The organism is Duganella caerulea (assembly GCF_040362985.1).
GTDB classification, from domain to species: domain Bacteria; phylum Pseudomonadota; class Gammaproteobacteria; order Burkholderiales; family Burkholderiaceae_D; genus Rugamonas; species Rugamonas vulcania.
Genome location: NZ_BPWJ01000004.1, coordinates 605,372 through 617,550 on the forward strand (window position 1 = coordinate 605,372; position 12,179 = coordinate 617,550).

13 protein-coding genes and 1 pseudogene are annotated in these 12,179 nt (G+C 62.6%); 8 read left to right on the top strand and 6 right to left on the bottom strand.

The window, feature by feature from the left end; all coding sequences use genetic code 11:
- Nucleotides 1-11 precede the first annotated feature (11 nt).
- From ACUJB0_RS15530 to ACUJB0_RS15565, 8 genes are all read left to right on the top strand, one after another.
- On the top strand, nucleotides 12-653 hold the full coding sequence (locus tag ACUJB0_RS15530; RefSeq protein WP_444846005.1) for a hypothetical protein: 642 nt from the start codon (nucleotides 12-14) through the stop codon (nucleotides 651-653).
- Entirely contained in the window at nucleotides 650-1,198 is a 549-nt protein-coding gene (locus ACUJB0_RS15535) for a TlpA family protein disulfide reductase (RefSeq protein ID WP_444846006.1), read from the top strand. Before ACUJB0_RS15530 ends, ACUJB0_RS15535 begins: the two co-directional genes overlap by 4 nt.
- 83 nt (nucleotides 1,199-1,281) lie before the next feature.
- On the top strand, nucleotides 1,282-1,719 hold the full coding sequence (gene aroQ, locus ACUJB0_RS15540) for a type II 3-dehydroquinate dehydratase (RefSeq protein WP_161089295.1): 438 nt from the start codon (nucleotides 1,282-1,284) through the stop codon (nucleotides 1,717-1,719).
- A gap of 89 nt (nucleotides 1,720-1,808) precedes the next feature.
- Nucleotides 1,809-2,279: an acetyl-CoA carboxylase biotin carboxyl carrier protein gene (gene accB / locus ACUJB0_RS15545; protein ID WP_444846007.1), complete on the top strand. Its 471-nt coding sequence runs from the start codon at nucleotides 1,809-1,811 to the stop codon at nucleotides 2,277-2,279.
- 112 nt (nucleotides 2,280-2,391) lie between these two features.
- Complete coding sequence (accC, locus tag ACUJB0_RS15550) at nucleotides 2,392-3,777, top strand: acetyl-CoA carboxylase biotin carboxylase subunit (RefSeq protein WP_117012071.1); 1,386 nt, start codon at nucleotides 2,392-2,394, stop codon at nucleotides 3,775-3,777.
- Entirely contained in the window at nucleotides 3,777-4,709 is a 933-nt protein-coding gene (gene prmA / locus ACUJB0_RS15555) for a 50S ribosomal protein L11 methyltransferase (RefSeq protein WP_444846008.1), read from the top strand. Before accC ends, prmA begins: the two co-directional genes overlap by 1 nt.
- An 8-nt stretch (nucleotides 4,710-4,717) precedes the next feature.
- Nucleotides 4,718-6,274 (top strand): DUF3426 domain-containing protein, encoded by a 1,557-nt coding sequence (locus ACUJB0_RS15560; protein WP_444846009.1) that lies wholly within the window; start codon nucleotides 4,718-4,720, stop codon nucleotides 6,272-6,274.
- Nucleotides 6,275-6,282: 8 nt separating this feature from the next.
- Complete coding sequence (locus ACUJB0_RS15565; protein ID WP_444846010.1) at nucleotides 6,283-7,221, top strand: carbohydrate kinase family protein; 939 nt, start codon at nucleotides 6,283-6,285, stop codon at nucleotides 7,219-7,221.
- Between the two features lie 90 nt (nucleotides 7,222-7,311).
- Here ACUJB0_RS15565 and ACUJB0_RS15570 read toward each other — a convergent pair whose 3' ends face one another.
- The 6 genes and pseudogenes from ACUJB0_RS15570 to ACUJB0_RS15595 form a co-directional block, all read right to left on the bottom strand.
- Nucleotides 7,312-7,842 carry a YggT family protein gene (locus ACUJB0_RS15570; RefSeq protein ID WP_441307084.1) on the bottom strand — a complete coding sequence of 177 codons (531 nt, stop codon included), beginning with the start codon at nucleotides 7,840-7,842 and terminating at the stop codon, nucleotides 7,312-7,314.
- 80 nt (nucleotides 7,843-7,922) lie between these two features.
- Nucleotides 7,923-8,912: a transcriptional regulator gene (locus ACUJB0_RS15575; RefSeq protein ID WP_161098064.1), complete on the bottom strand. Its 990-nt coding sequence runs from the start codon at nucleotides 8,910-8,912 to the stop codon at nucleotides 7,923-7,925.
- A 772-nt stretch (nucleotides 8,913-9,684) separates the two neighbouring features.
- Nucleotides 9,685-9,936, bottom strand: a complete 252-nt coding sequence (locus ACUJB0_RS15580; RefSeq protein ID WP_444846011.1) for a hypothetical protein — start codon at nucleotides 9,934-9,936, stop codon at nucleotides 9,685-9,687.
- A gap of 524 nt (nucleotides 9,937-10,460) precedes the next feature.
- On the bottom strand, nucleotides 10,461-10,829 hold the full coding sequence (locus ACUJB0_RS15585; protein ID WP_444846012.1) for a PDDEXK nuclease domain-containing protein: 369 nt from the start codon (nucleotides 10,827-10,829) through the stop codon (nucleotides 10,461-10,463).
- A gap of 26 nt (nucleotides 10,830-10,855) precedes the next feature.
- Nucleotides 10,856-10,954: pseudogene (locus ACUJB0_RS15590) on the bottom strand (hypothetical protein); the annotation flags it as partial.
- Nucleotides 10,955-11,034: 80 nt separating this feature from the next.
- Entirely contained in the window at nucleotides 11,035-12,162 is a 1,128-nt protein-coding gene (locus ACUJB0_RS15595; protein WP_444846013.1) for a ribonucleotide-diphosphate reductase subunit beta, read from the bottom strand.
- Between the last annotated feature and the right edge of the window lie 17 nt (nucleotides 12,163-12,179).

Genomic DNA, 12,179 nt, shown 5'->3' on the forward strand with positions numbered 1-12,179 from the left:
TTATCTCGTCCATGACGTCCAATGCCACCGAAGAAGTCCTGCTGCTGCGCGCCGAGATCGCCGCGGCCGCCGCGCGCCTGATCGCCCAGGACGGCCACGACTACAACAGCGCCAAGCGCAAGGCCGCCAAGCAGATCCTCGGCGACACCCAGCCGCCGCTCAACCTGCTGCCGGACAACGCCCAGATCGAGGCGGAAGTGCGGATCTACCAGTCGCTGTTCCATGCCGACACCCAGCCGGCGCGCCTGTTCCGGCTGCGCACGCTGGCGGTCGACATCATGGACGGCCTGTCCGCCTTCCAGCCCTATCTGACCGGCGCCGTGCTGAACGGCACGGCCGGCCCGCACGACGACATCCACCTGCAGCTGTTCGCCGACAGCGCCAAGGAAGTGGAAATCTTCCTGCTGAACCGCAACCTGCAGATCGACATTTCGGAAACCCCGCACTTCAAGGGTCCGCGCTACGGCTCGGTCGAGACGGTGAGTTTCATGTGGCACAAGGAAGGCGTGCACGCCGCCTTATATGAGCTGGACGACCTGCGCGGCGCCGTCAAGACCCGCGCCGATGGCAAATTGATGCGCGCCGATATCGCCACCGTGCGCGCCCTACTAGTTAACAGTACTCACGAAAACCAAGACCCATCCATATCATGAATCAAAAACATCTCGCCGCCTACGTCGTTGTCGCTTTGCTATTTGCCGCGTCCGGCGCCTACGTCGGCATGCATAAAAAAGACCAGGCGTCGCCGATCGCCACCACCCAGCCGGCCGGGATCACCGGCCCGGTGAACGACTTATATAAGCAGACTCTGCCGGACGCCAAGGGCGTGGCCCAGCCGCTGGCCCAATATAAAGGCAAAGCCATGCTGGTCAATTTCTGGGCGCCGTGGTGCGGCCCGTGCGTGCAGGAGATGCCGGAACTGTCGGCGCTGGCAGCCGGAGAAGAGGGTAAGAAGCTGCAAGTTATCGGAATTGGTATAGATTCGGCAACAAATATCGCCGAATTTAACGACAAGTTCAAAATCAGCTATCCAGTCTTCGTCGCCGGCATGGCCGGCACCGACCTGTCGCGCGCCTTCGGCAACGGCGCCGGCGGCCTGCCGTACACCGTGCTGATCGGCGCCGACGGCCAAGTCAAGAAGACCTATCTGGGCCGCCTGAAGTTTGACGAGCTGCGCAAGGACCTGGCAACTCTGTAAATAGTTTTACAAGTTTTTTTCTCTTGCCAATGCCGGCAGTTGGCGGCAAAATGCGGAACTTTCGCGGAAAACGGTCCTGAACCATGGCAAAAAACCTCCTACTGCTCAACGGCCCCAACCTGAATTTGCTGGGTAGCCGCGAGCCCGAGGTCTACGGCGCTAGCACTTTGGCCGACATCGAACACGCAGCCCAGGCGCAAGCCCAGGCGGCGGGCGCGAGCTTGTCCTGCTTCCAGAGCAACCACGAAGGGGCGCTGATCGACCGCATCCATGCCGCCAGAACGGAAGGCGTGGACGCCATCGTCATCAACCCGGGCGGCCTGACCCACACCAGCGTGGCCTTGCGCGACGCCTTGGCGGGGGTGGCGATACCGTTTGTTGAAGTGCATATTTCGAATATTTACCAGCGCGAGACGTTTCGCCATCACTCATTTCTTAGCGCGATCGCTATAGGTACTATTTGCGGACTGGGTATCGAAGGATATCGGTTTGCCATCGACTTCGTCCTTAAAAGGCGATAATCTACGCGATCTGCGCGCAATTTCGCGCGGTTCCCGCCCACAAGGCGCACCGCTCACACTTACATAACAAAGACATTCCTGGGGGTTACATGGATTTACGCAAGCTGAAGACCTTGATCGATCTGGTCGCGGAATCGGATATCGCCGAGCTCGAAGTGACCGAAGGCGAGAGCAAAGTACGCATCGTCAAGTCGTCCGCCATGCCGCAGAACCAGATGGTGATGATGCAGCCGCAAGGCATGCCGCAATACCACGCCGCCCCGGCGCAAGCACCCGCACCAGCCGCCGCAGCCGCGCCGGTCGCAGCCGTCGCCGCCGAGCCGACCGGCCACGTGGTCAAGTCGCCGATGGTCGGCACCTTCTACCGTTCGTCCTCGCCAGGCTCGCCGGCGTATGTCGAAGTGGGCGCCACCGTCAAGGAAGGCGACACCCTGTGCATCATCGAAGCGATGAAGCTGCTCAATGAAATCGACGCCGACAAGTCCGGCACGATCACCCAGATCCTGGTCGAGAACGGCCAGCCGGTCGAATTCGGCCAGCCGCTGTTTGTGATAGGCTAAGACCGGCCTGCGCCCTCCCCCTCGGTGACGGGCGCGCCGGCTTGGTCCGCATTCCCTCCTCTACCTGACGTTACCGGCCCTGCCGGTGCTCACAGACATACGCGAACCTATCATGTTTGAAAAAATCCTTATCGCCAACCGTGGCGAAATTGCCCTCCGTATCCAGCGCGCTTGCCGCGAACTGGGCATCAAGACGGTTGTGGTCCACTCGGAAGCAGACAAAGACGCCAAATACGTCAAGTTGGCGGATGAATCGGTGTGTATCGGTCCTGCGCCATCGACGCTCAGCTACCTGAACATGCCGGCCATCATCAGCGCCGCCGAAGTCACGGACGCCGAAGCGATCCACCCGGGCTACGGCTTCCTGTCGGAGAACGCCGACTTCGCCGAGCGCGTGGAAAAATCCGGCTTCGTCTTCATCGGCCCCCGCTCCGAATCGATCCGCATCATGGGCGACAAGGTCTCGGCCAAGCAAACCATGATCAAGGCCGGCGTGCCGTGCGTGCCAGGTTCGGAAGGCGCGTTGCCGGACGATCCAAAGGCGATCGTGCAAATTGCGCGCAAGGTCGGCTACCCGGTCATCATCAAGGCGGCCGGCGGCGGTGGCGGACGCGGCATGCGCGTGGTGCACACCGAGGCGGCCCTGATCAACGCCGTGGCGATGACCAAGACCGAAGCCGGTACCGCCTTCGGCAATCCGGAAGTCTACATGGAGAAGTACCTGGAAAATCCGCGCCACGTGGAAATCCAGATCCTCGCCGACGAACACAAGAACGCCGTCTGGCTGGGCGAACGCGACTGCTCGATGCAGCGCCGCCACCAGAAGGTCATCGAGGAAGCGCCAGCGCCGGGCATCCCGCGCAAGCTGATCGAGAAAGTGGGCGACCGCTGCGCCGAAGCCTGCCGCAAGATCGGCTACCGCGGCGCCGGCACTTTCGAGTTCCTGTATGAGAACGGCGAGTTCTACTTCATCGAGATGAACACCCGCGTGCAGGTCGAACACCCGGTCACCGAAATGATCACCGGCATCGACATCGTGCAGGAACAGATCCGCATCGCGGCCGGCGAGAAGCTGCGCTTCCGCCAGCGCGACGTGATGCTGTCCGGCCACGCCATCGAGTGCCGCATCAACGCCGAAGACCCGTTCAAGTTCACGCCGTCGCCAGGCCGCATCACCTCCTGGCACGTGCCGGGCGGCCCCGGCGTGCGCGTCGACTCGCACTCGTATGCGGGGTATTATGTACCGCCGCACTATGATTCGATGATCGGCAAGGTCATCACCTACGGCGCCACCCGCGAGCAGGCGATCCGCCGCATGCAGATCGCGCTGTCGGAAATGGTGGTCGAGGGCATTTCGACCAACATCCCGCTGCACCGCGAGCTGATGGTCGACGCCCGCTTCATCGAAGGCGGCACCAACATCCACTATCTGGAGCAGAAGCTGGCGGACATGCCGGACCTGCATAAACTGAGTTTGAGTAACAAGGCGCCACAATAATGAGCTGGACTGAAATCGTCATCGAAATCGCCCGCGACCACGCGGAAGCACTGTCGGAAGCCCTGATGGACGTGGGCGCGCTGTCGGTGTCCGTGGAAGACGCGGACGAAGGCACCGACGCGGAAAAGCCGCTGTTCGGCGAGCCGGGCATGGAGCCGACCGAAGCGGCATGGGAACACAGCCGCGTGGTCGCCCTGACCAATGAAGATGACGACCAGGCCGTGATCGTGGCGGCCGCGGCCGGCCAGATCGGCCTGGCGGCGCTGCCCAAGTTCACCACCCGTAAGGTGGAGGAACAGGACTGGGTGCGCCTGACGCAGTCGCAGTTCGCGCCCATCCACATCGGCAAGAACATCTGGGTCGTGCCGAGCTGGCACGAGGCGCCGGACGCCAACGGCCTGATCCTGGAACTGGACCCTGGCCTGGCCTTCGGCACCGGCTCGCACCCGACCACCCGCCTGTGCATGGAGTGGCTGGAAGCGAACCCGGCGCCGGGCAAGACCGTGCTGGACTACGGCTGCGGCTCCGGCATCCTGGCCATGGTGGCCAAGAAGGTTGGCGCCGGCGAAGTGGTCGGCGTGGACATCGATCCGCAGGCGATCGAGTCGGCGGCCGACAACGCGCAGCGTAACAAGTGCGAGATCGAGTACTTCCTGCCGGACAGCTTCGCGCAATCGAAGCATGCGACCCAGCGTTTCGACATCGTGGTCGCCAACATCCTGTCGAGCCCGCTCAAGCTGATGGCGCCGATGCTGTCGGGCCGCGTGGCCGACGGTGGCGCGCTGATCCTGTCGGGCGTGCTGGCGCGCCAGGCCGAGGAAGTGGCCGCCGCGTACGCACCGTTCATCAAGCTGGGCGTCTGGGCTGAGCAAGACGGCTGGGTGGCCCTGCATGGCCGCCTCGGCAGCGACGTGGTTCCAGCGGCGCGCTAACCACAGCAATGGCGCTCGCCACCAAATGCCCCCACTGCAACACGATATTTCGGGTCGCCCATGACCAGTTGAAATTACGTGGGGGCATAGTGCGCTGTGGCTCCTGTAATGAAGTCTTCGATGGCAACGCGGCCCTGCTGGAGCCGCTAGCCGCGCCCCCTGCGGCGCCCGTCTCCGCCCTCTCCCCTTCCCCGCTGCCCGAACCCACGCCCTTCGACCAGAAGATGGCCGCGCTCGACACCCGCGCGGCCGAAGTGCTGGGCAGCGACACCGCAGAACCCATCTACACGCTGGAACTCGACACCGCGCTCGACACGGCCGAGGCCGAGGCGCACGTCGCCAAGACTGAGCCACACGCGGCCGAGGCCGAGGTGGGCGCCGCCGAACCCGAGCCGAACGCCGCCGAGGCTGGGGCGTATGTCGCCGCCCCCGAGCCGGACGACCAGCGCTACGACGACGAACCGATCGCCACCACACTCGCGCTGCCCGCCGAGCCCGCCAGCCTGCCGCCCGCGGTGGAAGAAGCGCTGGATCTCAATCTCGACCTTGATGTAGAGCCTGAGCCGGAAGCCGCGCACGAGCCAGCCGTCGCGCCAGAGCCAATCGCCGCCGTCGAGCCGCAATGGGGCGCAGAATCCTTCGACGCCGCCGCCGAACCGCAAGCCGACGCTGAGCCGCTCGAAGACGCGCTCAGCATCGAAGCCATGTCGGACGAAGAACTGGAAGCCGCGCTGGCCGCCGAGCTGGCCGTGATGGAGCAGAACATCGCCCCGCCGGAAGGCGAAGCCGAGCCGGCCTCCGACGACGCCTTCACCTCGGTCGCCGCCAGCGAGCGCCGCGAACCGACGCTGGACGACATGCCGGCCGCCGCGCCGCCGCCCAGCCTGGCCGAACGCTTCAACGAACTCGACGATGTCGACGAAGAAGCGCTGGTACACCTGTCCTCGGCCGGCCTGGCGGAAGCCCAGTCCGCCCGTGCCCCGGCCCATGTGATGGCCGAGCCGTTCGCCGAAACGGAAGCGGACACCGACACCGCCGAAGCCGAAGAACCCGGCTTCATCAAGCGCGACCGCCGCCGCCAGAAGTTCGGCAAGGCCGCCACCATCGCCATGAGCTTGGGCTCGCTGCTGCTGGTGGCCGCCCTGGCCGCGCAAGGCCTGACCACCTTCCGCAACCAGATCGCCGCCGCGCTGCCGCCGCTCAAGCCGGCGCTGACCGCCGCCTGCAACGCGCTCGGCTGCAAGATCGAACTGCCGGCGCAGATAGACGACCTCAGCATCGAACAGGGCGAGCTGCAAACCCTGAGCGACACCACGTTCTCCTTCACCACCCAGTTGCGCAACCAGAGCAGCACCGCGCAAGCCTGGCCGCACATCGAACTGGTGCTGGACGACGCCAGCGACAAGGCCGTGCTGCGCCGCGTGTTCACGCCGCGCGAATACCTCGGCCCCGACGTCGCGCTGGACAAGGGCTTCGCCCCGCACACCGAACAATCTGTCAAACTGTACTTTGAACTGAGCCAGCTGAAAGCATCCGGCTATCACATCGCAGTCTTCTACCCTTAAGATCCATCATGACTCCAACCTCCCTGATTTGCGGTTCGATCGCCATCGACACCATCCTGCAATTCCCCGGCCGCTTCGACAGCATCCTGCTGGCCGACCAGCTGCACAAGGTCAACGTCTCCTTCCTGGCGCCGACCATGCGTACCGAGTTCGGCGGCTGCGCGCCCAACATCGCCTACAACCTCAAGCTGCTGGGCGGCGATCCGCGCATCGTCGGCGTCATGGGCCAGGACAACGCCGCCTACATGGAGCGCTTCCGCAAGCTGGGCCTGTCCACCGACAACATCCTGATCAAGCCGGAAGCCTACAACGCCCAGTGCTTCGTCACCGCCGACGAGGACAACAACCAGATCAACGCCTTCCACCCGGGCGCCATGTCGTACGCGCACGAGAACGACGTCGCCAAGGCCGGCCCGGCCGCGATCGCCATCATCTCGCCGGACGGCCACCTGGGCATGCAGAAGCACGCGGCCGACCTGGCCAAGCTGCAGATCCCGTTCATCTTCGACCCGGGCCAGCAGCTGCCGATGTTCAACGGCGCCGAGCTGATCGCCTTCATCGACCAGGCCACCTACGTCACCACCAACGACTACGAGATCGAGCTGCTGATGGACCGCACCGGCCTGACCGTGCCGCAGATCGCCAGCCGCCTGGAAGCGCTGATCATCACGCGCGGCGAAAACGGCTCGGAGATCTACACCGGCGGCCAGCGCATCGAGATCCCGGCGGTGCCGGTGGCCGAGGCGGTGGACCCGACCGGCTGCGGCGACGCCTACCGCGCCGGCCTGCTGTTCGGCATCACCAACGGCTGGAAATGGGAAACCACCGGCCGCCTGGCCAGCCTGCTGGGCGCGATCAAGATCGCCAGCAAGGGCGCGCAGAACCACAAGCCGACGGCCGCCGAGATCGCCGACCGCTTCGAAGCCGCGTTCGGCTACCGCTACTAATCGAGCCGCGCAAAAAAGCCCCGCCTGCACTGGGCGCGCTCTCGAAGCGCGCTCAGGCAGGCGGGGCTTTTTTACGTCGGGTCAGCCCGCTCAGCGTCCGCTGAACAGCATGCCCAGCACCAGCAGCGCGATCTGCAGCAGGATCAGCGCCACCAGCAGCGACAGGTCCAGGTTGCCGACCAGCGGCACCACGCGGCGGATCGGCCGCAGCAGCGGCTCGTTGAGCGCGCGCACGAACGGCGCCAGCGGCGCATGCGGATTCACCCAGCTGAAGATGGCCTCGACCACCAGCAGGGCCATGAAGCCGTACAGGATCCACTGCAGGAAACGCTGGCAGGCCATCAGCAGCACCAGCGGCGTGGTCCAGCCGGCCAGGTACATCACCGAGGTGGCCAGCAGCACGATCAGGAAGGCGCCGATCAGGCTGGCCCAGTCGTAGCCGCCCACGCCGGGCACGATGCGGCGCAGCGGGCGCACCAGCCAGTCCGACAGCTGGAACGTGAATTGGGCCACCGAAGCCGGTGGGCGGACGCGGATCGCCTGCATCCAGAAACGCAACAGCAAGGCCCCGCCCAGCAGGGTGGCGATGGCGTCGACAATCAACACGAGAATACTAAGCACGAGTCCCCTCCAAAAAAAAACCGCTGTGTGATTGTCTCACACAGCGGCCCATTGCCTCAGCAGGCATCCAAGCTATTTAATTAGCTAGGACGGGTGCTGGTTGGGAACGGCCATGCCGCGGCCGGTGCCAACACGGTCTTTGCTGCGGGAGCGGCGGCCGGAGCTGGAGCGGCTGGCTTGGCGACAGCTTCCTTCTTCGGTGCGGCAGCCTTTTTCGGCGCGGCCTTTTTCACAGCAGGTTTCGCGGCGGCTGCCACGACTGGTGCTGCGGCTGGTGCAGCGGCTGGAGCGGCTGCCGGTTTAGCGGCGGCTTTCTTAGCGACTGGCTTTTTAGCAACCGGCTTGGCGGCTGCTTTAACCGGCTTTTTTGCTGCTGGCTTAGCCGCTGCCTTTGCAGCCGGTTTGGCTGCTGCTTTTACCGCTGGTTTTTTGGCGACAGCTTTTTTAGCTGCTGGCTTGGCGGCAGCTTTGGCTGCTGGCTTGGCTGCTGGTTTAGCGGCTGCTTTTTTTGCTGCTGGCTTGGCGGCTGCTTTTTTCGCTGCTGGCTTGGCTGCTACTTTTTTCGCTGCTGGTTTGGCGGCGACTTTTTTAGCTGCTGGCTTGGCGGCGGCTTTGGCGGCTGGCTTGGCTGCTGCTTTGGCGACGACTTTTTTAGCTGCTGGTTTAGCGGCTACTTTTTTCGCTGCTGGCTTGGCTGCCGCTTTTTTCGCTGCTGGCTTGGCTGCTGCTTTGGCGACGACTTTTTTCGCTGCTGGTTTAGCGGCTACTTTTTTCGCTGCTGGCTTGGCTGCTGGTTTAGCTGCGGCTTTTTTAGCGACTGGCTTGGCAGCGGCTTTTTTCACTGCTGGCTTGGCCGCTGCTTTTGCTGCTGGCTTGGCGGCTGCTTTTTTCGCGACTGGCTTGGCGGCTGCTTTTTTCACAGCTGGTTTAGCTGCGGCTTTAGCGGCTGGTTTGGCGGCAGCTTTCACTGCTGGCTTGGCGGCGGCTTTCGCTGCGACAGGCTTTTTCGCTGGGGCGGCGGCTTTAGCGGCCGGTTTCTTTGCTGCTGGTTTCTTTGCGGCTGTTGCCATTTTTAGTTCTCCTTCATCGGGGATGGGAAAAATTCATTACAAGATTTAAACCCGTCCGGCCCGGAATTAGGCCAGGCGAATTATTCATCGGCGCAAACGGACTACGGTTTGCGCTAATGAATTCGGCACCAGCTGAACTGCTGCAACCCCTCACGAGTGCAGCACTTCAGCCATCGACCTGGTCGCCGTCCGTGGCCGGACGGCGCTCAGGTACTAATCTTGTTGCGACGTTTTGCGGGTGGTCGGGCGTATGTTCAGCTCCATGGACCTACGTCGCAGCCATGCACGGTTTTCGTTTTCAAACAAAAAACCGCCCAACCTGAACCTAATCAGGAAAGACGGCTCAACAAAAACAGTGTGGTCTTGTGCATATCTGTGTGAATCTGTATCCCGTATCGCGATCATTTCTGCGGCATGTGCGACTTCAAATTTCCGCACATTTCAAAACACGCATTTTCAATCTCGTAAAGTACACGAAAACCTTGTCGGTACGCAACCAGCACGAGAGATATTCGCGCGCTTTTTTTCGCGTTAAGCTGCCCAACTCACATACGCACGCCGATTCGGCATGCCCGCTTGCGTCGTCGCGCCGCGATGTGCGCGCTCGATCGAGTTCGAAAAAGCGTCCGCGCTGTCGCGCGAAAAAAAGACCGCATCAAAGCGCGCCTTATGCCGCCTGGGTTTCTGCGATGCCGTCGTCACCGGCGAAAAATCCGCACCACCCGCTTCCGAAATCGAGAGCGCTTGCGCATCGCTTGCGCGCCGCCGCTACTCACTGTTTTAATTTCGTCGCGATTATGAGACAGAGTGCGGCGAATGGCAAGCACAATACTGCGGTGCTCACGCATCGCACGCGCGCGCGACGCGATGCGCGATCGCACATCGCTCGATTCCACTCGCCGTTTTCGCGGCGATGCGGACGCGCGTTCGCGCCGGCGGCGACGCGTTTCATCAAGCGTGGCAAGGCGCGCCGACGGACCGCACCGCGATCGGCCATCGACTCGGCGACGAGGTTCTCGCGCATGCGGCGACGGCGTCCGCCATCTCGCTGCCGGACTTCGTCACCACCGCTTCGCGCACACCTCGTCGCGCGTGGTCGACGCGCCGCGCCACCAAACTCAGTTCGAGTCGAGGGACGCCGCCATCGCCCGGTCGAATCGGGCGTGGACGTCGTGCGGCATGCGGTCCATTGGCGCTCGATGAGTTCCCGGCTGGCGGCGCGAAATCGCCGCCGGCATGCCGAGACTGAAGGTCAGCCGATACGTCTGTTTACGCTATTGAATATCTGCGGCGGTTCGCCGCTGCGCTATGAGCCGCAAAGTTAAGGGACACTATATTAGCCATTAAGGACGCATCCCCTCGTTAAGAGACAATATGTTTGACTTTAAGAGGGCCGCCTCGCCCGAGCTCAGCGCCGAACCCAAACGCCGTTTGCGCGGGTGGCACTTGATGCTGAGCAGGCGGGTACATCTGGCCTGGGGCGCCCCGATCCGCACTGCCCCGATCAAGACCATCGGCCGCGTCATCGAGGCCAACCGCGAGCGGCTCTCACTCCGAACGGTCCAACAATAGTCCTCGCCGCGTTAAACGCTCTCTCTCCTCCTCAAGTGCCATGTGCAGCTTGCGCTCCAATTTCGCCTTGGGAGGCAGCTCAGTCCAGTATTCGGCCACAGTGATGCCATCCTTATGCATCTGAAGCAGTTCTATTTGCTCATGACTGGATTCCGCACACAGAATCAATCCAATGGGTGACTCCTCGCCAGAGTGGCGCTCGTGCCTGTCCAGCCACTTGAGATACAACTCCATCTGTCCTTTATGGGCGGCTTTGAAGCGCCCAAGTTTGAGTTCGATGGCCACCAGGCGACGGAGGCGGCGGTGGAAAAACAAAATGGCAGCAGCTGCAAAAAGTGCGTCCAACTCAAATGTCGCATCAGCGATGCGACATTTTCCAGGTCAGGGAAGGCTTGTACAAACTGCACCATCCGGCGAAGATTCTGCGTCTCGAAGCCTCGACCGAACTCATTCGCCAGCTTCTGCCCCAAGCGAGTCAGATGCCATCAAAAAGCAAAAAGCCTGGCAATTGCCAGGCTTTTTGTGTGTCGCTCTACCGCCAGCGTACTGATTAATCCCAGTTCAGCGCGCCGCCGGTCTGGTACTCGATGACGCGGGTCTCGAAGAAGTTGCGTTCCTTCTTCAGGTCGATCATCTCGCTCATCCATGGGAACGGGTTGTCTTCCTGGTCGAACAGCGTCTCCAGGCCGATCTGCGTGGCGCGGCGGTTGGCGATGAAGCGCAGGTAGCCCTTGAACATGGTCGCGTTCAGGCCCAGCACGCCGCGTGGCATCGTGTCTTCGGCGTAGGCGTACTCCAGGTCCACCGCCTTCAGGAACAGCTGCTTGATCTCTTCCTTGAACGCAGGCGTCCACAGCAGCGGGTTTTCCATCTTGATCGTGTTGATCAGATCGATGCCGAAGTTGCAATGCATCGACTCGTCGCGCAGGATGTACTGGTACTGCTCGGCGGCGCCCATCATCTTGTTCTGGCGGCCCAGCGCCAGGATCTGGGTGAAGCCGACGTAGAAGAACAGGCCTTCCATCAGGCAGGCAAACACGATCAGCGACTTGAGCAGCTGCTGGTCGTTGTGCACGGTGCCGGTGGTGAAGGCCGGGTCGGTCAGCGTGTTGATGAACGGAATCAGGAACTCATCCTTGTCGCGGATCGACTTGACCTCGTTGTAGGCGTTGAAGATCTCGCCCTCGTCCAGGCCCAGCGACTCGACGATGTACTGGTAGGCGTGGGTGTGGATCGCCTCTTCGAACGCCTGGCGCAGCAGGTACTGGCGGCATTCCGGGGCGGTGATGTGGCGGTAGGTGCCCAGCACGATGTTGTTGGCGGCCAGCGAGTCGGCGGTGACGAAGAAGCCCAGGTTGCGCTTGACCAGGCGGCGCTCGTCCTCGGTCAGGCCGTTCGGGTTCTTCCACAGCTCGATATCGCGCTGCATGTTCACTTCCTGCGGCATCCAGTGGTTGGCGCAGCCGGCCAGGTATTTGTCCCACGCCCACTTGTACTTGAATGGCACCAGCTGGTTGACGTCGGTCTTGCCGTTGATGATGCGCTTGTCGTCGGCATTGACGCGCAGCGCGACTTGCTCGGCGTTGGCTTCGCCGGAAGCCAGCGCGGCTTGCGCATTTTGATTGACAGCAGCTTGTGATGCGGCCGGTGCGGCCTCTTCGTCCCAGGACAGCGACATGGTGTTTTCCTTCTGAA